The organism is Kitasatospora sp. NPDC038210, assembly GCF_055600605.1.
Genome location: NZ_JBVJYK010000007.1, coordinates 1 through 21,304, shown reverse-complemented (window position 1 = coordinate 21,304; position 21,304 = coordinate 1). Strand labels below are relative to the sequence as shown.

15 protein-coding genes, 2 rRNA genes and 2 riboswitches are annotated in these 21,304 nt (G+C 70.4%); of the genes, 3 read left to right on the top strand and 14 right to left on the bottom strand.

Annotated elements, in window-relative coordinates:
- Positions 1-492 precede the first annotated feature (492 nt).
- Entirely contained in the window at positions 493-684 is a 192-nt protein-coding gene (locus tag ACZ7KX_RS16300; protein ID WP_030256473.1) for a DUF5999 family protein, read from the top strand.
- A gap of 121 nt (positions 685-805) precedes the next feature.
- Here ACZ7KX_RS16300 and gcvP read toward each other — a convergent pair whose 3' ends face one another.
- Positions 806-3,706: an aminomethyl-transferring glycine dehydrogenase gene (gene gcvP / locus ACZ7KX_RS16295; RefSeq protein ID WP_470326984.1), complete on the bottom strand. Its 2,901-nt coding sequence runs from the start codon at positions 3,704-3,706 to the stop codon at positions 806-808.
- Between the two features lie 103 nt (positions 3,707-3,809).
- A riboswitch (glycine riboswitch) is annotated at positions 3,810-3,944 on the bottom strand.
- Between the two features lies 1 nt (position 3,945).
- A riboswitch (glycine riboswitch) is annotated at positions 3,946-4,048 on the bottom strand.
- 223 nt (positions 4,049-4,271) lie between these two features.
- On the opposite strand from gcvP, the gene ACZ7KX_RS16290 reads away from it, so the two are divergent.
- Both ACZ7KX_RS16290 and ACZ7KX_RS16285 read left to right on the top strand, forming a co-directional pair.
- Positions 4,272-5,378, top strand: coding sequence for a PRC and DUF2382 domain-containing protein (locus ACZ7KX_RS16290; protein ID WP_470326983.1), 1,107 nt, complete (start codon positions 4,272-4,274; stop codon positions 5,376-5,378).
- Between the two features lie 213 nt (positions 5,379-5,591).
- The gene (locus ACZ7KX_RS16285) at positions 5,592-7,088 is read left to right on the top strand and encodes an MFS transporter (protein ID WP_470326982.1); all 1,497 of its coding nucleotides are present in this window, start codon (positions 5,592-5,594) and stop codon (positions 7,086-7,088) included.
- A 194-nt stretch (positions 7,089-7,282) separates the two neighbouring features.
- Here ACZ7KX_RS16285 and ACZ7KX_RS16280 read toward each other — a convergent pair whose 3' ends face one another.
- The 13 genes from ACZ7KX_RS16280 to ACZ7KX_RS16220 all read right to left on the bottom strand — a co-directional run.
- Positions 7,283-8,764, bottom strand: coding sequence for a DNA polymerase IV (locus ACZ7KX_RS16280; RefSeq protein WP_470326981.1), 1,482 nt, complete (start codon positions 8,762-8,764; stop codon positions 7,283-7,285).
- A gap of 66 nt (positions 8,765-8,830) precedes the next feature.
- On the bottom strand, positions 8,831-9,541 hold the full coding sequence (locus ACZ7KX_RS16275; RefSeq protein ID WP_470327259.1) for a SanA/YdcF family protein: 711 nt from the start codon (positions 9,539-9,541) through the stop codon (positions 8,831-8,833).
- A gap of 111 nt (positions 9,542-9,652) precedes the next feature.
- Positions 9,653-10,294 (bottom strand): MerR family transcriptional regulator, encoded by a 642-nt coding sequence (locus ACZ7KX_RS16270; RefSeq protein WP_470326980.1) that lies wholly within the window; start codon positions 10,292-10,294, stop codon positions 9,653-9,655.
- Between the two features lie 223 nt (positions 10,295-10,517).
- Positions 10,518-10,994 carry a bifunctional nuclease family protein gene (locus ACZ7KX_RS16265; protein ID WP_030062493.1) on the bottom strand — a complete coding sequence of 159 codons (477 nt, stop codon included), beginning with the start codon at positions 10,992-10,994 and terminating at the stop codon, positions 10,518-10,520.
- A gap of 97 nt (positions 10,995-11,091) precedes the next feature.
- Entirely contained in the window at positions 11,092-11,787 is a 696-nt protein-coding gene (gene ftsR / locus ACZ7KX_RS16260; RefSeq protein ID WP_470327258.1) for a transcriptional regulator FtsR, read from the bottom strand.
- Between the two features lie 179 nt (positions 11,788-11,966).
- On the bottom strand, positions 11,967-12,848 hold the full coding sequence (locus tag ACZ7KX_RS16255) for an FHA domain-containing protein (protein WP_396546177.1): 882 nt from the start codon (positions 12,846-12,848) through the stop codon (positions 11,967-11,969).
- Between the two features lie 226 nt (positions 12,849-13,074).
- Positions 13,075-13,977 carry a DUF881 domain-containing protein gene (locus ACZ7KX_RS16250; RefSeq protein ID WP_470327257.1) on the bottom strand — a complete coding sequence of 301 codons (903 nt, stop codon included), beginning with the start codon at positions 13,975-13,977 and terminating at the stop codon, positions 13,075-13,077.
- Positions 13,978-14,329: 352 nt separating this feature from the next.
- Positions 14,330-14,662: a small basic family protein gene (locus tag ACZ7KX_RS16245; RefSeq protein WP_030062488.1), complete on the bottom strand. Its 333-nt coding sequence runs from the start codon at positions 14,660-14,662 to the stop codon at positions 14,330-14,332.
- Complete coding sequence (locus tag ACZ7KX_RS16240) at positions 14,659-15,750, bottom strand: DUF881 domain-containing protein (protein WP_350526590.1); 1,092 nt, start codon at positions 15,748-15,750, stop codon at positions 14,659-14,661. Before ACZ7KX_RS16240 ends, ACZ7KX_RS16245 begins: the two co-directional genes overlap by 4 nt.
- A gap of 195 nt (positions 15,751-15,945) precedes the next feature.
- On the bottom strand, positions 15,946-18,441 hold the full coding sequence (locus ACZ7KX_RS16235; RefSeq protein WP_350526591.1) for a mannose-1-phosphate guanyltransferase: 2,496 nt from the start codon (positions 18,439-18,441) through the stop codon (positions 15,946-15,948).
- Between the two features lie 124 nt (positions 18,442-18,565).
- Positions 18,566-19,186: a CDP-alcohol phosphatidyltransferase family protein gene (locus tag ACZ7KX_RS16230; protein ID WP_350633128.1), complete on the bottom strand. Its 621-nt coding sequence runs from the start codon at positions 19,184-19,186 to the stop codon at positions 18,566-18,568.
- Between the two features lie 98 nt (positions 19,187-19,284).
- Positions 19,285-19,401 (bottom strand): 5S ribosomal RNA (rrf, locus tag ACZ7KX_RS16225).
- Positions 19,402-19,480: 79 nt separating this feature from the next.
- Positions 19,481-21,304 (bottom strand): 23S ribosomal RNA (locus ACZ7KX_RS16220); the annotation flags it as partial.

Sequence of the window (21,304 nt, the reverse complement as noted above, 5' to 3'; positions counted from 1 at the left end):
CCTCCGCCGCGTCCGCGCGCCGGCCGGTCCTCCCCGTGCCCGCGCGCCGGCCCGCCCTCCCCCGCCGCCGACGGCCCCGACGACCCTCCGCCGCGCGCCCACGTCCGCGCCCGCAGCCGGGGTCGGAACACGTCACCCGAACGGGCTGCCCACCGGACGCCAGCCGGGCGCCACCCGAACGGGGCACCCGCCATGGCCCGATCGGGCCATCCGCCACCTGATCCACCGGTGCGCGATTTCCCGTCGGCCCCACCTGAACGGGTGATCTCTGCCCGGGAGTTGTGGCGCGTGTCACGAAATGCCTGCGAGCACGTCCGCAGATGCCGACACTGGGAACCAGCGTGGAAGGACCACCTGTCCTACCCACTTGAGCGCCGGTCAACACCTGGTCGGCGTGCGGACAGGATCCGACTACCGCGGCGGCCTCCGGACGGTACGACCTCCGGCGACCGCACCACGGGGAGGATCGCAGAGCGAAGCGAGGGTACGCGTATGTGCCAGCACCGTCCTGAGTGCCCATCGGCCGAGTCCGAGGACCGCGAAGCGGCCGTGTCGGTGGCCTGCCACCCGGAGCAGGGCTGGAGCCTGCTCTGCAACGGCGTCGTCCTGTTCGAGGACACCGGAGAGCTGCTGCCGGACGGCCGGGTGATCGCCCCGCGCCGCCCCGTCGCCCACGCGGCCTGACCGCGCGGTCCGACCGTACGGCGGGCGCGGCCGCCGGATCGATCGCAGTACGGGCAGGGCCCCGGCGGAGAGTTCCGCCGGGGCCCTGCCGTGCGTCCGGCCGCCGTGGCGGCCGGGTGCGTCAGACGCCGTACTCGTCCAGCGGCGGGCAGGAGCAGACCAGGTTGCGGTCGCCGTACGCGCCGTCGATCCGGCTCACCGGCGGCCAGTACTTGTCCGCCGGGTTCACGCCCGCCGGGAAGACCGCGTCCTGCCGCGAGTAGCCGTGCGCCCAGTCGCCGGCCAGCTCGGCGGCGGTGTGCGGGGCATTGCGCAGCGGGTTGTCGTCGGCCGCCCACTCGCCCGAGCCGACCTTGTCGATCTCGCCCCGGATCTCGATCATCGCGTCGCAGAAACGGTCGATCTCGTGCAGGTCCTCGGACTCGGTCGGCTCGATCATCAGCGTGCCGGCCACCGGGAAGGACATCGTCGGCGCGTGGAAGCCGTAGTCGATCAGGCGCTTGGCGATGTCGTCCACCGTCACGCCCGTCTCCTTGGTCAGCGGGCGCAGGTCGATGATGCACTCGTGCGCGACCAGCCCGCCCGGGCCGGTGTAGAGCACCGGGAAGTGCGGCGCCAGGCGCTTGGCGATGTAGTTGGCGTTCAGCACCGCGACCTGGGTGGCGTGCTTGAGGCCCTCGCCGCCCATCAGCCGGACGTACGCCCAGGAGATCGGCAGGATCGCCGCCGAGCCCCACGGCGCGGCCGAGATCGGACCGACACCGGTGGCCGGGCCGGCCTCCGCCTGCAGCGGGTGGTTCGGCAGGTACGGCGCCAGGTGGGCGCGCACCGCGACCGGGCCGACGCCCGGACCGCCACCGCCGTGCGGGATGCAGAAGGTCTTGTGCAGGTTCAGGTGCGAGACGTCCGCGCCGAACTTGCCCGGCTTGGCCAGACCGACCAGGGCGTTCAGGTTGGCGCCGTCCACGTAGACCTGGCCGCCGGCCTCGTGGACCATCGCGCAGATCTGGGTGATCTCGGTCTCGTACACGCCGTGGGTCGACGGGTAGGTGACCATCAGCACCGACAGGTTGTCGCGGTGCTGCTCGATCTTGGCCTTCAGGTCCTCGACGTCCACGTCGCCGTCGACCAGGGTCTTCACCACGACCACGCGCATGCCGGCCATCACCGCGGAGGCCGCGTTGGTGCCGTGCGCCGAGGACGGGATCAGGCAGACGTCACGCTGGGTGTCGCCGTTGGCGTGGTGGTAGGCGCGGACGGCCAGCAGGCCGGCCAGCTCGCCCTGGGAGCCCGCGTTCGGCTGGATCGAGACCGCGTCGTAGCCGGTCACCTCGACCAGCTGCTGCTCCAGCTGGCGGATCAGGGTCAGGTAGCCCTGGGCCTGGTCGATCGGCGCGAAGGGGTGGAGCTGGCCGAACTCCGGCCAGGTCACGGCCTCCATCTCGGTGGTCGCGTTGAGCTTCATGGTGCAGGAGCCCAGCGGGATCATGCCGCGGTCCAGCGCGTAGTCCCGGTCCGACAGGCGGCGCAGGTAGCGCAGCATGGCGGTCTCCGAGCGGTGGCTGTGGAAGACCGGGTGGGTCAGGTACTCGTCCTCGCGCAGCAGCGCGCCCGGCAGCGCGTCGGCGGCCTCGGCGACCTCGACCGCCTCGACGCCGAACGCGGCCCAGACGCCGGCCAGGTGCTCGCGGGTGGTGGTCTCGTCGGTGGAGATCGAGATCCGGTCCGCGCCGTCCTGGTGGACGTTGATGCCGTTGGCGCGGGCGGCGGCGGCGATCTCGGCGGCGCGGCCCGGGACGACGGCGGTGACGGTGTCGAAGAACTCGCCGTGCAGCAGCTCGACGCCGCCGGCCCGCAGGCCCTCGGCGAGGGCCGCGGCGTAGCGGTGGGTGCGGCGGGCGATGTCGGCGAGGCCGTCCGGGCCGTGGTAGACGGCGTACATCGAGGCCATGACGGCGAGCAGCACCTGGGCGGTGCAGATGTTGCTGGTGGCCTTCTCGCGGCGGATGTGCTGCTCGCGGGTCTGCAGCGCCAGGCGGTAGGCGCGGTTGCCGTCGGAGTCGACGGAGACGCCGACCAGGCGGCCGGGCAGCGAGCGGGCGTACTCGGCGCGCACCGAGAGGTAGCCGGCGTGCGGGCCGCCGAAGCCCATCGGCACGCCGAAGCGCTGCGAGGTGCCGCAGGCGATGTCGGCGCCCAGCGAGCCGGGGGACTTGAGCAGGGTCAGCGCCAGCAGGTCGGCGGCGACGGCGACGATCGCGCCCAGGCCGTGCGCCTGCTCGATCACCGGGGTGAGGTCGCGGACCACACCGGTGGCGCCCGGGTACTGCAGCAGCACGCCGAAGACGCCGCGCTCGGCGATCTCGGCCGGGATGCCCTCGGACAGGTCGGCGACGACGACCTCGACACCGGTCGGCACCGCGCGGGTGTTGATCACCGCGATGGTCTGCGGCAGGGTCTCGGCGTCGACCAGGAAGACGCCGCCCTTGACCTTGGTGACGCGGCGGGCCAGCGCCATAGCCTCGGCGGCCGCGGTGCCCTCGTCCAGCAGCGAGGAGCCGGAGGTCGGCAGGCCCGTCAGGTCGGAGACCAGGGTCTGGAAGTTGAGCAGCGCCTCCAGGCGGCCCTGGGAGATCTCCGGCTGGTACGGGGTGTAGGCGGTGTACCAGGCCGGGTTCTCCATGACGTTGCGCAGGATCACCGGCGGGGTGAAGGTGCCGTAGTAGCCCAGGCCGATCATCGGCTGGAGCACCTGGTTGCGGCCGGCCAGCTCGCGCAGCTCGGCGAGGACCTGCGCCTCGGACCGGCCGGCGGGCAGGTCCAGGCCGGTGATGGAGCGGATCGCCTCGGGCACGGCCGTGGCGGCGAGCTCGTCCAGCGAGCCGTAGCCGACGGACGCCAGCATCTTCTCCTGCGCGGCGGCGTCGGGGCCGATGTGGCGGTTCTCGAAGGGGCTGGCCAGCTCAAGCTCGGTGAGGGTCGGGGCGCCGGTGGGGCGTCCCGCGTTCGGCTGGGCGTTCATGTGGTCGAGGCCTCCTGGTCACGGACCGGCGGGGGTACGCACGCCGGCCGACCTTCCCGCTGCGGACAGCGAACTCAGCCGTGGCGGGCGAACCCGACAGGCCTCCCCCTCTGTCATCGGGACCTGAGAGCTTCGCCCGCACGGAGCGCGCTGTGAGCGCTCCGTCGGCTTGCACCGTCGGTGAGGGTGGTGGTCGCCGGCTTCCGTGCCGACACTCCTGCCCTGCTTTCCAGAGTGACCTACCCCACACGGTACGGATGCCTGAGAGATTCCGGGGAGGAGTTGCTCCTTCGGCGCCCCGACCAGCGGTTTTCGCGGCGGAGACTCTCCCGAGCGGGCTCTGCGGTCGCCGCCCAGGGTACCAGCGGGAGGCCTTCCGATCACGGGTGCTTCAGGTCACGCCGGGTCTACGCGCGTCCCCCGGACGGCGCAGCACGCAGCCCGTCCGGCGCACCCCGGTCGCGCCCGTCCGATTCATGGCATTTGGTGTGAAGTGGCGGACGGAACGGGTGCTCCGGCCGCCTTCCTGCGGGGGTTCCGCAGGCCCAGCGCCCTGGAGGAATGAGTGCAGACCGACATCGACCCCCGGGACCTCATCGGCCACAAGGCGGTCGACCGCAACGGAGACAAGATCGGCACGGTCGACGAGGTCTATCTGGACGATGCCACCGGACGGCCCGAGTGGGCCGCCGTCCGGACCGGCATCTTCGGCCGGGACGCCTTCGTCCCGCTCACCACGAGCGACTTCTCCGGCGAAGAGCTCCGGGTCCCGTACGACAAGTCGCTGGTCAAGGAGTCCCCGGACTTCGGTGTGGGCCAGCACCTGTCCCCCGCCCAGGAACTCCAGCTCTACCGCTACTACGGCCTCGACACCCCGGGGAGCGACGACCCGGCCGGCGAGAGCGGCGGCCACGCCGCGCAGTCCGACCTCGACTTCGGCACCGCCCCGGCCGCCGCACCCGCGACGGCTGCGGCGGCTGTGGCCACGGCCACCACCACCAAGCCGCTCGCCCGCCACTCGCCCGAGCCCGCCCCGACCGACACCAGCACCGCCCCGGAGGCCCACGTGCGCACCCTCAGTGCCCCCGCACCCGCCCACGCTCCCGCTCCCGCTCCCGCCGTCACGCCTCCCGTCGAGCCCAAGCCGCAACCGCAGCCTCAATCGCACCCGCAGTCGCAGCCCGCCGAGAGCACCGTGGGCGCCGCCGCCCCCGCCCCCACCGACCCGATCGAGATCACCTGCCGCGAGGAGCGGCTGGACGTCACCACCGAGTGGCACACCGTGGGCACCGCCAAGCTGCGCAAGTACGTGACGACCGAGCAGATCGAGCGCCGCGTCCCGGTGGTCCGCGAGCGCGTCCGGGTCGAGCGGATTCCGGTCGGCGAGGCCGAGCGCGCCTCCCTCACCGAGAAGGAGATCGCCGAGGCCGTCGAGGAGGTCACCCTCCGCGAGGAGCGTCCGGTGGTGCACAAGTACCTCGCCCCCGTCGAGCGCGTCCGCCTCGTCGTCGAGCGCTACACCGCCGAGGAGGTGATCCGGGACGAAGTCCGCCGCGAACACGTCGAGGTCCACGACGACACCCCCGCCGAGATCGCCGAGGGCCCGCACCCGTCGCCGGCCGCTCCCGCCCCGGAGACCTCCCGCCCCGCCGTCATGCGTCCCCTCGTCTGACCGGTACCCCACCAAGGGCCCCGACCACCCGGCCGGGGCCCTTCCCCGTGCCCGGGCACCCGCTGCGACGGCCACCCCAAGCCCGCCACAGGCGCCCGACGGGCGCCCGGCGCTCCGCCTTTGCCAAAGCTTAACCACTCGATATTTGACACTCTGAAGTATCTCCCTGCATGGTTACTTCAGTTCATTCACTATGTACGGGAGGAAGCAACCGTGAGTGAGGCACCCCAGCCCACCACCGCGGCCGAGAAGCAGAGCAGCGCCCGGGTCCTGCCGGCCCTCATCCTGGCGATGCTGTCGTTCAGCGTGGTGCAGACCGCGGTCGTCCCGATCCTGCCCTCGCTGGCCAAGGAACTGAGCGTCTCGGCCTCCAGCATCACCTGGCTGATGACCGCCAACCTGCTCTCCGCCGCAGTGCTGACTCCCCTTCTCGGCCGCTTCGGCGACCTCCGGGGCCGTAAGCCGATGCTGCTGATCTCGCTGGCCGGTCTGGTCGCCGGCTCGGCGCTGGCGGTCACCACCCACTCCTTCACGTGGCTGGTCGTCGCCCGCGTCCTGCAGGGCGCCGGCGGTGGCGTGATGCCGCTGGCGATCAGCATCGTCCGCGACGAGCTGCCCAAGCAGAAGGTGACCGGCGGCGTCGCCGCCATCAGCGCCTCGATGGGCGTCGGCTCCGGCCTCGGCCTGGTCGCGACCGGTCTCCTGCTGGAGCACTGGAACTACAAGTCGATCTTCTGGATGGGCCTGGTCTTCGGCCTGATCGCCGTCGCCCTGGTCGCCTTCCGCGTCCCGTCCGACCCGGTCACCGACAAGGAGGGCGGCGCCGACCCGCTCGGCGCGATCACCCTGGCCGGCTGGCTCTCCGCACTGCTCGTCGCGGTCAGCCAGGGCAACCACTGGGGCTGGACCTCCACCAAGACCCTCGGCCTCTTCGCCGTCGCCGCCGTCGTCGCCCTGGTCTGGGGCATCATCGAGACCAAGGTCAAGCACCCGCTCGTGGACATGAAGATGATGTCCCGCCCGGCCGTCGCCTTCACCAACACCGCGGGCCTGCTGATCGGCTTCGGCATGTACGGCTCCTTCATGGTCATCAGCAACTTCGCCCAGACCCCGGAGAAGCTGACCCACTACGGCTTCACCGCCACCGTCCTGCACGCCGGTGTCATGCTGCTGCCGTCCGCGATCGGCTCGATGGTGGCCGCCCCGCTCGGCGCGGTGCTGATCGCCCGTCGCGGTCCGCGTCTGCCGCTGGTCCTCGGTGGTGTCCTCGGCGCCATCGCGATGGCCTACCTGGCCCTGCGGCACAGCCACGAGGGCGACATCTACACCGCCTCGGCGATCTTCGGCCTGGGCGTCGGCCTCGCGTTCGCCGCGATGCCGGCCTACATCAACGGCGCCGTGCCGGTCGAGCAGAGCGGCATCGCCAACGGCATGAACTCGGTGCTGCGCACCGTCGGTGGCGCGATCGGCACCGCCGTGATGGCCGCCATCCTGACCGGCGACACCATGAAGCTGCCGCCGCAGATCCCGCTGACGCTGCCCACCCTGGACGCCTACAAGCACGCGTTCTGGACGGCGGCCGTGGTCTGCGTCGTCGCCGGTGTCGTCCCGTTCCTGATCCGCACCGTCAAGCCGGCCGCTCCCCTGACCGTCGTCGAGGGCTCGGCCCAGCAGGACTCCAGCGACAAGCTGGTGAAGACCGACGCCTGACGAGGCGTCCGGCCCCGCGCTCAGGGACAGGGCGCGGGGCCCCGGTCCCCGTACGTCGCGAGGGCATCACGAACGTACGGAGTCCGGCACGGTGATGCGGCTCCACCCGGTACTCCCCCACCGGGTGGGGCCGTTTTCGTGTTCCGGCCCCGTCCGCGGGCGCCCGCCCTCCCGGCCGGCGCCCGCGCCCCCTCTCAGTCCCGCTCGCCCGCCCCGCCGTCCGCGCTCGCGTCCGGGTCCCGGCCCGCGCCCCCACCGGGCTCCACGCCCGGATCCACGCCCCCGACAGGGCCCGCGTCCGGATCCACGTCCGCGCCCCGGCGCAGCGGCAGCGGCCGGGCCGGCTCCAGCGCCGGGTCGTCCACCCCGAAGGTCCGCACCCGCCCCGGCCCGCTCCACGGCGTCTCGAACCGTACGGTGACCCTCCCGACGCCGCTGCCCTGCACCCAGCCCGGCCCGAACTCCGCGTGTCGGACGTCCTGTCCGGGCATCCAGCGCCGGACCACGACCGCCTCCGGCTCCTCCTCGGCCTGCTCGGCCTCGGCCGCCGCCTCCGCGTGCTCCGCCGCCTCCTCCCGCAGGGCCTGGGCGAACAGGTCCTCCTGGGTGTAGTCGGCGAGTTGGGCGACGCCCACACCGAGCAGCCGGACCCCGCCGGTGATGTCCACCTGCTCGGCCAGTCGCCGCGCGGTCGCGGTGATCACCGCCTCGTCGTCCGTGGGCCCGCCGAGCGTTTCCGAGCGGGTCAGCGTGGAGAAGTCGAACCGGCGGACCTTGAGCACCACGGTCCGGCCCGAGCGCCCGGCCGCCCGCAGCCGCCGCACGCACCGCGCGGCCAGCGCCTCCACCTCCCGAAGCACCCGGTCCCGGTCGGCCAGGTCCACCTCGTAGGTGTCCTCCACCGAGACGGACTTGGCGTCCTGGTCGGCCACCACGGGCCGCTCGTCCAGCCCTATCGACATGTGGTGGATCCCGGCGCCGTGCGCCCGCCCGAGCAGCTGCACCAGCTCCGCCTCGCCGGCCTCCGCGAGGTCGGCCACGGTGTTCAGCCCGGCCCGCCGCAGCACCTGCTCGGTGGCCGGCCCGATCCCCGGCAGCGCCCGGACGGGCATCGGCCCGAGCACCGCGCGCTCCTGCCCGGGTTCGATCAGCACCAGGCCGTCCGGCTTGGCCTGCTCGGACGCGATCTTGGCCATCAGCTTGGACCCCGCCGCCCCCACCGAGCCGGTCAGCCCGGTGAGCCGCTCGATGTCCGCCCGCAGGTCCTCCGCCAGCGCGAGCACCAGCCGCTCGCCGGTCTCGTGGTCCGTGTCCGCCAGCACCGCTCCGTACGGACCGGCCTCCAGGTCCACGAAGGCCTCGTCCAGGCTGAGCGGCTGCACCAGCGGCGACAGCTCCCGCAGGAGGCCCATCACGATCTCGCTGACCTGCCGGTAGGCCTCGAAACGGCCCGACAGGAAGGCCGCGTTGGGGCAGAGCCGCCGCGCCTGCGCCATCGGCATCGCCGAGTGCACCCCGAACTTCCGCGCCTCGTACGAGGCCGTGGAGACCACCCCGCGCCCGCCGAGCCCGCCGACGATCACCGGCTTGCCGCGCAGGCTCGGCTTGGCCGCCTGCTCCACCGCCGCGAAGAAGGCGTCCATGTCGAGGTGGATGATGCTCGGCAGTGATCGCACCCGCCGATCATCGCGCACGGGTCCGACAGTGCGTGCGAACCCGGCCGCGCCCCGGCGGGCGACCGCCTACGGCTGCGTCCTCGCCGCGTCCGCGAGCGCCTTGGGAATGCCGTCCTCCTTGGGCCCGAGGAACACCGGGTCCGGTCGCAGCCACGCGTTGACCGCCGCCTTGCCCGCCCCGGCCACCTCCCGCGCCCCGCCGTACAGCCAGGTCACGTCGTGCAGCTCCGGCACCCCGACCGCGTACGAGCGGATGCCCGCCGCCTCGCACAGCGCCAGCGCCCGCCGGACGTGGAAGTCCTGGCTGACCAGCACCGCCCGGTCCACCCCGAAGATCCGGTGCGCCCGGGTGCAGGAGTCCCAGGTGTCGAAGCCCGCGTAGTCCCGCACCACCCGCTCCGCGGGCACCCCGTGCGTGGTCAGGTACGTGAACATCGCGTCGGGCTCGTCGTACTCGGTCCGCCCGTTGTCCCCGGTCACCAGGATCGCCTGCACCTTGCCCTCCCGGTACAGGTCCACCGCCGCCACGAGCCGGTGCTCCAGGTACGGCGAGGGCTTGCCCTGGTCCAGCCCGGCGCCGAAGACCACCGCGACCGGCGCGGACGGAGCGCTCTCCACCGTGCCCACCCGGTCACCCGCGGAGAACCACACCCAGGCGCTCGGCGCCAGTGCCAGCGAGCAGAGCAGCGCCCCGACCTGGAAGACCCTGCGCTGCGTCCTGCGCTGCCGCAGCCGTGCCCACGACAGAACGGCCCTGCGCCGCAGCAGCTCCGCCATCCCCGTGCCGACCCCCACGTGCCCTCCCTCGATCGTTTCGCCAGGCAACACGACGGGGCCGCGGGCCCGAACGGTTCCCCGTCCGGGCCCGCGGCCCCGTCGAATCGTTGCTCAGACCGCCCGGTTGCGCCGTTGGGCCAGTTCGTCGCCCGGGTCCTGCCCGACCACGGTCTCGCCGGTGTCCGTGCGCTCCGCGTGCAGCCGCCCGAGGGTCAGCTCCAGCTCCCGCCAGACCGCTCCCACCGCGATGCCGAAGACCCCCTGACCGCCCTTCAGCAGGTCCACCACCTGCTGCGGCGTCGTGCACTCGTACACCGTCGCGCCGTCGCACATCAGCGTCATCCCGGCGAGGCCGCCCTGGTCGGCGGCCTGCAGGTGGGCGACGGCCACCCGGATGTTCTGCAGCGAGACACCCGCGTCGAGCAGCCGCTTCACGATCTTCAGCAGCAGGACGTCGCGGAAGCTGTAGAGCCGCTGGCTGGTCGCCGGGTAGGCCGTCCGGACGCTGGGCTCCAGCAGCCCCGTGCGGGCCCAGTAGTCCAGCTGGCGGTAGGTGATGCCGGCTGCCGCACAGGCCGTCGGGCCGCGGAAGCCGATCAGTTCCGACGTCGGGGCCAGCCGCTCGATGGCCGGCTGCCCCGGCTGTACGGCGGGGAACCTGCTCACCCGGGGAAGGTCCGTGACGGTGCGGGCGGTGCGCGGCACGTGCACGGCGCACAGGCCTCCCACGGCGTCATCGCCGGTGCTGCTCATGCCTGCCTCCGTCCACTTGTGCTGCGGGCAACCCGACTGCGGGCATCGGCCACCCGGACAGCCACTCCTGACGGTAGGCAGTCCCCTATGACCCGTCAACGATCGCCACGCCGGGCCAGACAAACCACATCACTCAGGAGAGTGGTTTTTCGTGCCCCTAGTCTGGGTAGGTCGACGGTTTTTGGCAAAACGATAAGCCGAATGCCCGCTCAGCCGGTCCCCACTACTGCGGGCCGCCGCCCCCGAAGTCCTCGGGCGACACCTGGTCGAGGAACTCCCGGAACTTCTCGACCTCGTCCTCCTGCTCGTCCGGGATCGCGATGCCCGCCTCGGCGAGCACCTCCTCGCTCCCGTAGATCGGCGTACCGGTCCGCAGCGCCAGCGCTATCGCGTCGGACGGCCGGGCGCTCACCTCGACCCCACCGGCGAACACCAGCTCGGCGTAGAACACGCCCTCCCGCAGATCGGTGATCCGCACCTCGGTGAGCTGCTGGCCGAGCGCCTCCAGGACGTCCTTGAAGAGGTCGTGCGTCAGCGGGCGCACCGGCGTCATGCCCTGCTGGGCGAAGGCGATCGCGGTCGCTTCGCCGGGGCCGATCCAGATCGGCAGGTAGCGATCTCCCCCGACCTCCCGCAGCAGCACGATCGGCTGGTTGGAAGGCATCTCCACTCGGACACCCACGACGTCGAGCTCATTCACACAGGCAACCCTATGGCTCCGGTCCCGGATATGAAAGCGCAGAGCGGACGCCGCTGGTCAGCGCGGTGCCACCGCTGCCCGGAGGCCGCCCGGGAGGCTACCCGCGGGTCCGCAGACCGGCCTGGACCATTGCCGCGTGCAGGCGGACGGAAAGCGTCGCGAGCTCCCGCGCGGTGGCCTCGGCATGGGCCCTGGTCTGCGGGTTCCGGTGCCGGCGCAGCGGCGCCACCACCTGCTCCACCAGCGCGATCTCGCGGTCGGCCGCCGCCTTCATGGCTCTCAGGTGCCGCGGCTCCAGGCCGTACCGACCGAGCTCCGCGACCAGCCGGGCCACCTGCAGCGCCTCGCCGTCGTACCCGCCGTCCTGGCCCGGTGCGACCAGCCCGTAGGACTCCCACTCGGCGAGCTCCCGCTCCCCGGCCTCGGCGGCGGCGAGCAGCTCGGCACGGCCCAGCCGGACCCCGGAGGGGACCTCGGCGGAGGCCACCAGCTCGCGGTCCGCCTCCTCCAACGGCCCGGGCCGGCTGTCGGCCGGGGCGGGCAGCGCCGGCGGGCTCTCGCCGCGCTCGATGGCGTCCAGGTGCTCGCGGATCACCCGCAGCGGAAGGTAGTGGTCCCGCTGCATCCGCAGGACGTAGGCCAGCCGCTCGACGTCGGCCGGGCTGAACTTGCGGTACCCCGAGGGCGTGCGCTGCGGCTCGACCAGTCCCTCCGCCTCCAGGAAGCGGATCTTGGAGATGGTGACCTCGGGGAAGTCGTCGCGCAGGAAGGCCAGCACAGCGCCGATGCTCAGCAGTTCGTCACCGCCGCGCCGCCGGCCGGCGGGCCGGTCCGCGCGGACCGGCTGCCTGGGGCCCGCGACCACCCCGCGCCCGCCGCGGTCCGCCTGCGGACCGGACGGAGCTGGGGTGGCCGCCCCGAGAGAAGAGGAAGGGGTATTCGTATTCACTCGGGCTCCTGCCGACGTTGGTTTCAGTACCCCCGGTTGTGGCCGGCGAAGAACACCAGCCGGTACTTCCCGATCTGGACCTCGTCGCCGTTGTTCAGCGACACCTCGTCGATCCGCTCCCGGTTCACGTAGGTGCCGTTCAGGCTGCCCACGTCCGCGACGCTGAAGCCGGCCGGGGTGCGGCGGAACTCCACGTGGCGGCGCGAGACCGTCACGTCGTCCAGGAAGATGTCACCCTGCGGGTGGCGCCCCGCCGTGGTGACGTCCGAGTCCAGCAGGAAACGGCTGCCCGAGTTCGGGCCGCGCTGCACGATCAGCAGCGCCGAGCCCGGCGGCAGGGCGTCGATCGCCGACAGCACCTCGGCCGACAGGGCCGGCGTGGCGCCGGTGCCGGTCGTGGTGTTGGGGTCGTACGACTCCAGGCCGGAGATGGAGATGGTCGACGTGGTCTCCGCCGCCCCCTCCGGCAGCAGACCGCCGCGCAGCGCCGTACCGCAGTTGGAGCAGAACCGGGCCGCGGCCGGGTTCTGGTTGCCGCACCTGGGGCACGGAGAGGGGCCAGCCATGTTCACAGCCTCCTGGCGCGGCACACCCGACGGGTTGTGCCCGGCGTACGGGTCCGGGGCAAACCCTCCACCAGAGGTTGAGGGTGCTGACGGGAAACCTATGCGCGGGTCACCGGAGGGGTCAACCGACGCGCCGTAGCCCGCCGGATTCCCGGCGTACTGGGCGGCGCCGCCGTCCCGGAACAGCTGCTGACCGGCGTACGGCGCGGCCTCGGGGGCGGGTCGCATGCCCGGCACGGCGGGCTCGTCCTCCGGCCGGCGGTGCCGCGCGGTCGGCGCCTCAACGGCGGCCGCGTCGTTGTCCTTGTTGCGACCGAACAACTTCGAGAAGAAACTCACGGGCGAATCCCCTTGCGTGTGACAGACCCGCCCGCGGGGCAGGGTGAGAACCTCGGACAGGCTGCGAGCCCGGTTGCGGCTCGGGCCCGCTTGAGTGGTACTCCGACAGTTGGTGCTGCGGTTCTTGATCCGGAGCGTACTGGTGCGAACCAGTCTCGCCCACGTGGCGGCGGCGCCCCGCACCGGGGGCCGCCGGCCCGTGACGGGCCGTTCGTCGGACGCCTCGTCACTTCGAAGCCGGCTTGGCGTACTGCGGCGTCTTCGGATCCACGAGGGCGTCCACGACAACCTTCTGCTGCTGGGTGATCGTCGCCCGCGCCTGGTGGCTCTCCAGGGTGCGGACGACCCCTCCCGGGATGTTCAGCGCGGGTGTCAGATCCTGCGGGTTCCCCACGACGGTGAACCGATAGGGCTGCGAGACCTTCTTCCCGTCGATCTGCACCCCACCGCCCGAGAGGTCGGTGAAGTAGGTGTTGACCACCACGCGCACATCGTTGATCTGAATCGCCTCCGCCCCCGCCGCTCGAAGTTCCTGCAGGGTGTCCAGCAGCATATCTGCCTTCACCTGCCCTTGGGGATCATCGACCGTGAGTACGATGCCCGGACCAGTGGCTCTGACGGTACCGGCGAGCACGCCGAGTTCCGTCACCTTCTTCCTGGTCTGTTCCTGGGCCTCCTTGGCCTGGTTGGAGCTGTTCTCCAACTTCGCCAGGGACTGCTCCAGCTCCGCCTTCTCCTGCTGGAGACGCTGCTGACGGCTGTCCAGTTCGTCGAGGATCCGGACCAGGTCCTCCTGCCGGGCGCCGCGCAGCTGGCTGTGGTGGTCGTTGGTCGACCGCACCTGGATGGCCAGCGCCAGACCGAGCGAGAACAGCAGCAGTGCCACCACCAGCTGCCCGCGGGACAGTCGCGGCGGCCACAGCGCCGCCTTCAGACGCCGCCGGCCGGCGCTCCCGTCCACGGCGGGCGCCTGCTCGCCGGGCTCCGCCGCTGCGGGGCCGGGCTCACCCTCAGGCTCCCGTTCGGACTCCGGCTCGGCCTGCGGCGCCGGGATCGCCTTCGGCGTCGGGGCGGCAGGCGGCGCCGGCTCGGCCTTCGGCTCCGGCCGGACCGGCTTCACCAGCCGCAGCGTGGGCTCCGGCAGCGAGTCGGCCTCAAGCTCAGCCTCAGCGTCAGGCTTCTCCTCGGTCGCGTCCTCCGCCGGCTTCTCCGCGGCATCCCCGACCGGCTCGGCCCGCGCGGCCGGGACGGCTGCTCCGGCCGCCTCAGCAGCCTCGTCCGGCTCCGCCGCCCCGTCCGGCCCGGCCTCTCCGCCCGACTCCGGCTCGGGCGCCTCGGCGGCTTCCACGACGGACTCCTCGGCCGTCCTGCCGTCCGACTCCGCGGTCGGCTTCGCGGCCGGCCCGGCGACGGTCCGCACAGCGGCCCGCTCGGCCACCGCCGCGTCCCGCTGCTCCTGTGCCGCCTCCTCGCGGCCCTGCTCAGGCACGGAAGACATGGCGCCGGATCGCAGCCGCGTTGGAGAAGATGCGGATGCCGAGGACGACGACCACACCCGTGGACAGCTGCGAGCCGACGCCCAGCTGGTCACCGAGGAAGACGATCAGGGCCGCGACCACCACGTTCGACAGGAACGAGACGATGAAGACCTTGTCGTTGAAGATCCCGTCGAGCATCGCCCGGACGCCGCCGAACACCGCGTCCAGGGCCGCGACCACCGCGATCGGCAGGTAGGGCACGACGGCGTCCGGCACCTCGGGTTGGACGAACAGGCCGACGACCACCCCGATCACAAGACCCAGTACGGCAATCACGGTCTGGCTGCTCCTGTCCCTGTCGTGGTCTTGGCGGATCCGGTCGACGGGCGCCGCTTGGGGTTCTGACCACCGCTGGTCGCGGATGGTGAAGGGCTCGATGAGGCCGACGGTGAGACGGACGCTCCCGGGCCCTCCGGGGTTCCTGGGCCGGGCGAGGCCGTTCCGCTCGCCGTGGCCGTGGCCGACGGTGTCGCCGGCGGCGAGGGCTCGGGCGTGACCGGCTGCGCGGTCCGCAGCGTCACCCCCACCGCCGCCGGAAGCGTCAGGCTCTTCTGCGTGGAGAGCGTCGACTTGATGGCGTACTTCTCCTGGAGCAGCCGCAGGTACTGCCCGGCCATGTCGTTCTCGAAGGCGGTGAGGAGCTTCGGCCCGTCCCCGATCGCCTGGATGGTGTACGGGGGCACCAGCGGCCGGTTGTCCACCAGCACCGCCTCGCCGGCGGCCCGGATCGCGGAGAGCGCGGTGAGCCGCTGGCCGTTGATCGCGAGGGCTTCGGCGCCGGATCCCCAGAGGCCGTTCACCACCAGTTGCAGGTCGCGGTCCCGCAGCCGGCCGCTGTTGGAGAAGCCCTGCCCCGCCCGCGGGTCGACGTTGCCGCCCAGGCCCGTCCCCGCGGCGTCCTCCAGGACCAGCTTCACTCCCGGCCCGGTGACCTCGCCCAGGCCCACGGCGCCGCTCAGACCCCCCGTGTCACCGTCCCCCGAGGCGAGCGCCTGTTGCTGCGTGTTGTCGACCTTCCGCCGCAGCTCCTGCACCTGCTTCTGCAGCTGGTCGGCCGAGGTGTTGCTGTCGTTGATCCGGTGGATCAGCGCGTCCCGCTCCTTGGCCAGTGTCGGCTCGGCCTTGTGCGCGTTCACCGCGCCGACCGTCACCACCGCTCCGACCAGCGCCAGACCGGCGCCCAGCGTGAGCAGGCCCTGGAGCGTCCCGGGTATCCGGCTGTCGCGGGCGCCACCGCGGGCCGCGGCCGCCTCGGCGTAGCCCTCGTCCAGGCTGTGGTCCATCACGTTGGTCAGCAGGGACATCGAGGCGTCCGGGCGGTTGTACCGCCCGTTCGGGGTACTCGGTGTCGGCGTCGCTGGCATGGGGACCATCGTCCCATGACGGCGAGGGGGTCCGTGCACGGCCCCTGAGCTGCACACACGCTGCACACAAGGCGGAAGTGACGAATTGTTCCGATTGATGTGAAAACGGACAGCGGGGCGCACGAACGATGCCGTGCGCCCCGCCGATCGGGGTCGTTCCGTCCTCGGGCCCCTTCGGTCCTCAGACCCGGTCCGTCACCGCCCGGCGCCCTCCACCACCGCCGCCCACTCGTCCAGCAGCGCCTCGGTGGCCTCGTCGTCCGGGCCCTCCGCCCAGAGGTGGGTGATCGCCTCGGCCGGGTCCGGCAGCACGAGCGTCCAGCGCCCGTCCGCCTCGACCACCCGGACGCCGTCGGTGGTGTCCAGCCGCCGGCTGCCGGCCGCCTCCACCACCGAGCGCATGACCATGCCCTTCGCCGCCCACGGCGTCGCGATGTCGCGGCGCCGGATGTGCGCCTGCGGGATCCGCGCGTCGATCTGGCTCAGCGTGAGCTGGGTCCGCGCGACCAGGCCGACCAGCCGGACGAAGGCCGCGGCGCCGTCCAGCACTCCGCTGAACTCGGGCACCACGAAGCCGCCGCGTCCGTCCCCGCCGAACACCGTGCCCTCCGCGGAGGCCGCCTTCGCGAGGTCGTCCGGCGTCGTCGTGGTCCAGATGACCTGGGTGCCGTGGTACGCGGCGACCTGCTCGGCGATCCTGGTCGTGGTCACCGGCAGCGCCACCTGCCCGCTGCGGCGCTCGGCCGCCACCAGGTCCAGCAGCACCAGCAGCGCCCGGTCGTCGTCGATCACCCGGCCCAGCTCGTCCACGAACGCGACGCGCTCGCCTACCGGGTCGAAGCGGACCCCGAAGGCCGCCCGCGAGGAGGCCACCAGCTCACCGAGTCTGGCCAGCCCCGCCCGCCGCGTCTCCGCGTCCTCCGTCGGCCGCGCCTCGTCGAGCCCGCTGGAGACGGTAAGCGCCTCCACCCCGAGCCGCCCGAGGATGCTCGGCAGGACCAGGCCCGCGCTGCCGTGCGCGGTGTCCACCACCACCTTCAGCCCGGCCTCCCGGACCCCGGTGGTGTCCACCGTCCGCAGCAGGTTGCCCGCGTAGGAGTCGAAGACGCTGGACGGGAAGGTCAGGTCCCCGATCTCGCCGGGGAAGGCCCGCCGGTACTCCTGGCGCGCGTACACGCGGTCCAGCTTGCGCTGCCCGCCCTGCGACAGGTCCGCACCGCGCTCGTCGAAGAAGAGGATGTCCAGCGAGTCCGGCACCCCCGGCGTGGTCCGCAGGAAGATCCCGCCCGCACTCCCCCGGGCCGTGTGCTGCCGCGCCACCGGCATCGGCACGTTCTCCAGGTCGCGGACGTCGATCGCCGAGGTCTGCAGCGCCGAGATCATCGCCCGTTTGAGCGCACGCGCACCACGCGAGTGGTCACGCGCAATGGTGACGGTCGCCCCCTTCTTCAGCGTCGTCGCGTACGCCCCGGCCAACCGGACGGCGAGTTCCGGGGTGATCTCGACGTTCAGGATCCCCGAGACGCCACGGACGCCGAAGAGGTGCTCCTGACCGCGCGACTCCCAGATCACCGAGGTGTTGACGACGGCGCCGGCCTCGATGGTCTTGAACGGGTAGACCCGGACGTTCGCCCCGATGATCGACTCTTCGCCGACCAGGCACTCGTCCCCGATCACCGCCCCGTCCTCGATCCGCGCGGCCCGCATCACGTCGGTGTTCTTGCCGATCACGCAGCCCCGCAGATTGCTCTGCGGCCCGACGTACACGTTGTCGTGCACCACGGCCTTGTGCAGGAACGCACCGCGCTTGACGACGACGTTGCTGCCCAGCACGGTGTGCTCGCGGATCTCGACACCGGCCTCGACCTTGGCGTAGTCCCCGATGTACAACGGCCCGCGGAGCACCGCTTCGGGGTCCACCTCGGCCCCCTCGGCGACCCACACGCCGGGCGAGATCTCGAACCCGTCCAACTCGACCTCGACCTTGCCCTCCAGGACGTCCGCCTGGGCCTTGCCGTAGCTCTCGTGCGTGCCCACGTCCTCCCAGTAGCCCTCGGCGACGTAGCCGTAGACCCGCTTGCCCTCCTTCAGGAGCTGCGGGAAGACGTCACTCGACCAGTCGACGGACTCACCCGCTGCGACGTAGTCGAAGACCGCGGGTTCCATCACGTAGATACCGGTGTTCACCGTGTCGGAGAAGACCTGCCCCCAGGTCGGCTTCTCCAGGAATCGCTCGACCCGTCCGTCGTCATCCGTGATGGTGATACCGAACTCCAGTGGATTCGGCACCCTGGTGAGACAGACGGTGACCAGAGCATCCTTGCTGCGATGAAAGTCGATCAATTCGGAGAGATTGAAGTCGGTCAACGCGTCACCGGAGATCACCAGGAACGAGTCGTCCTTGAGTGCGTCCTCGGCGTTCTTGACACTCCCCGCAGTGCCCAGTGGTGTCTCCTCGTGGGCATAGGTCAGATGCATGCCCAGCTCTTCGCCGTCACCGAAGTAGTTCTTGACCAGTGACGCAAGGAACTGCACGGTGACGACGGTGTCGGAGAGACCGTGCCGCTTCAGCAGCCGAAGCACGTGCTCCATGATCGGCCTGTTGGCGACCGGAAGCAGCGGCTTCGGCATGCTGGAGGTCATCGGGCGGAGTCGAGTCCCCTCGCCCCCTGCCATTACAACGGCTTTCATTACGGGTGCGTCCTCCTTCGCGGTGGTGGACCAGCAGGTCCATCAAACCGTTCCAGAGGGTTCTCTACCCGGAAGGTATCGTCCGACGCACCGATGAGGCGTGGGGCTTCTCTCAGATCACGTCTCAGACTGCGGACGCCGAGCCCGCGGGACGCCCCTTGACGATCTGCCGCGCCTGCACCGCGTAAAGAATGGCGGCCCACCAGTACAGCGTGGTCCCCCACCAGATGAAGGCCCAGCTCACCACCTCGGCCGGCCGCGCGATCCAGCTGTCCACGCTGCCGAGCAACAGGAGCGGGAAAGCGTACATCAGATTGAAGGTCGCCGCCTTCCCCAGGAAACTCACCTGCAGCGGACCGTACCCGTGCTTGTTCAGAATGGGCAGCAGCGCGGCGATGAAAAGCTCCCGGGCCAGCAGAATCGCCGTCAGCCACCAGGGCAGAATCTCACGCCAGGTCAATCCGACCAGCGTGGACAGCACATAGAGCCGGTCGGCCAGCGGGTCCAGCAACTGCCCCACCCGGCTGATCTGCCCCCACCGCCGGGCGAGCTTTCCGTCCAGGTAGTCGCTGACACCACTCAGCGCCAGGATCAGCAGCGCCCAGCCGTCATTGTTGGGCCCGCCGAAGACCGGCCACAGAATGAGCCAGAGAAAAAGCGGGACGCCGACCAGCCGGCCCATGCTCAGCAGGTTGGGGATGGTGAGGACGCGATCGGTCTGGACCCGCGTCTCCTGGACCTCCACCCGGGGGCCTCCTGTCCGTCGTGACGACAATGCACATTGACCTTACAACAGAGAAGCCCCCGTCCGGTTCACCCGGCGGGGGCTTCTCTCGAAGAATTGTTCGGCGGCGTCCTACTCTCCCACAGGGTCCCCCCTGCAGTACCATCGGCGCTGTGAGGCTTAGCTTCCGGGTTCGGAATGTAACCGGGCGTTTCCCTCACGCTATGACCACCGAAACACTATGAAACTGTCAACCGCACACCCGAATATCGGGCGGGTCGTTGTTTCAGAACAACACAGTGGACGCGAGCAACTGAGGACAAGCCCTCGGCCTATTAGTACCGGTCAACTCCACCCCTCACAGGGCTTCCATATCCGGCCTATCAACCCAGTCGTCTACTGGGAGCCTTACCCTCTCAAGGAGGTGGGAGTGCTCATCTCGAAGCAGGCTTCCCGCTTAGATGCTTTCAGCGGTTATCCCTCCCGAACGTAGCCAACCAGCCATGCCCTTGGCAGAACAACTGGCACACCAGAGGTTCGTCCGTCCCGGTCCTCTCGTACTAGGGACAGCCCTTCTCAACACTCCTACGCGCACAGCGGATAGGGACCGAACTGTCTCACGACGTTCTAAACCCAGCTCGCGTACCGCTTTAATGGGCGAACAGCCCAACCCTTGGGACCTACTCCAGCCCCAGGATGCGACGAGCCGACATCGAGGTGCCAAACCATCCCGTCGATATGGACTCTTGGGGAAGATCAGCCTGTTATCCCCGGGGTACCTTTTATCCGTTGAGCGACGGCGCTTCCACAAGCCACCGCCGGATCACTAGTCCCTACTTTCGTACCTGCTCGACCCGTCAGTCTCACAGTCAAGCTCCCTTGTGCACTTACACTCAACACCTGATTGCCAACCAGGCTGAGGGAACCTTTGGGCGCCTCCGTTACCCTTTAGGAGGCAACCGCCCCAGTTAAACTACCCACCAGACACTGTCCCTGATCCGGATCACGGACCCAGGTTAGACATCCAGCACGACCAGAGTGGTATTTCAACGGCGACTCCACAACAACTGGCGTTGCTGCTTCAAAGTCTCCCACCTATCCTACACAAGCCGAACCGAACACCAATATCAAGCTATAGTAAAGGTCCCGGGGTCTTTCCGTCCTGCTGCGCGAAACGAGCATCTTTACTCGTAATGCAATTTCACCGGGCCTATGGTTGAGACAGTCGAGAAGTCGTTACGCCATTCGTGCAGGTCGGAACTTACCCGACAAGGAATTTCGCTACCTTAGGATGGTTATAGTTACCACCGCCGTTTACTGGCGCTTAAGTTCTCAGCTTCGCCCCACCGAAGTGGAGCTAACCGGTCCCCTTAACGTTCCAGCACCGGGCAGGCGTCAGTCCGTATACATCGCCTTACGGCTTCGCACGGACCTGTGTTTTTAGTAAACAGTCGCTTCTCGCTGGTCTCTGCGGCCACCCCCAGCTCAGAGTGCAAGACTCGTCACCAGGAATGGCCCCCCTTCTCCCGAAGTTACGGGGGCATTTTGCCGAGTTCCTTAACCATAGTTCACCCGAACGCCTCGGTATTCTCTACCTGACCACCTGAGTCGGTTTGGGGTACGGGCCGCCATGAAACTCGCTAGAGGCTTTTCTCGACAGCATAGGATCATCCACTTCACCACAATCGGCTCGGCATCAGGTCTCAGACTATATGCAGGGCGGATTTGCCTACCCTACGTCCTACACCCTTACCCCGGGACAACCACCGCCCGGGCTGGACTACCTTCCTGCGTCACCCCATCGCTCACCTACTACCCCGTTGGGTCACCGGCTCCACCACTTCCCTTTGCCCGAAGGCTCCAGGACGGCTTCACGGGCTTAGCATCAAGAGGTTCAGCGTTGGCGCTTCAAAGCGGGTACGGGAATATCAACCCGTTGTCCATCGACTACGCCTGTCGGCCTCGCCTTAGGTCCCGACTTACCCTGGGCAGATCAGCTTGACCCAGGAACCCTTGGTCAATCGGCGCAAGAGTTTCCCACTCTTGTATCGCTACTCATGCCTGCATTCTCACTCGTATACCGTCCACGACTGGTTTCCACCGCCGCTTCACCCGGCACACGACGCTCCCCTACCCATC

Excerpts from the sequence above, each read along its gene's own strand:
- ACZ7KX_RS16275 (WP_470327259.1), bottom strand. The coding sequence starts at position 9,541 with ATGGCGGAGCTGCTGCGGCGCAGGGCCGTTCTGTCGTGGGCACGGCTG.
- ACZ7KX_RS16270 (WP_470326980.1), bottom strand. The coding sequence starts at position 10,294 with ATGAGCAGCACCGGCGATGACGCCGTGGGAGGCCTGTGCGCCGTGCAC.
- ACZ7KX_RS16235 (WP_350526591.1), bottom strand. The coding sequence starts at position 18,441 with ATGAAAGCCGTTGTAATGGCAGGGGGCGAGGGGACTCGACTCCGCCCG.
- ACZ7KX_RS16300 (WP_030256473.1), top strand. The coding sequence starts at position 493 with ATGTGCCAGCACCGTCCTGAGTGCCCATCGGCCGAGTCCGAGGACCGC.
- ACZ7KX_RS16240 (WP_350526590.1), bottom strand. The coding sequence starts at position 15,750 with ATGCCAGCGACGCCGACACCGAGTACCCCGAACGGGCGGTACAACCGC.
- gcvP (WP_470326984.1), bottom strand. The coding sequence starts at position 3,706 with ATGAACGCCCAGCCGAACGCGGGACGCCCCACCGGCGCCCCGACCCTC.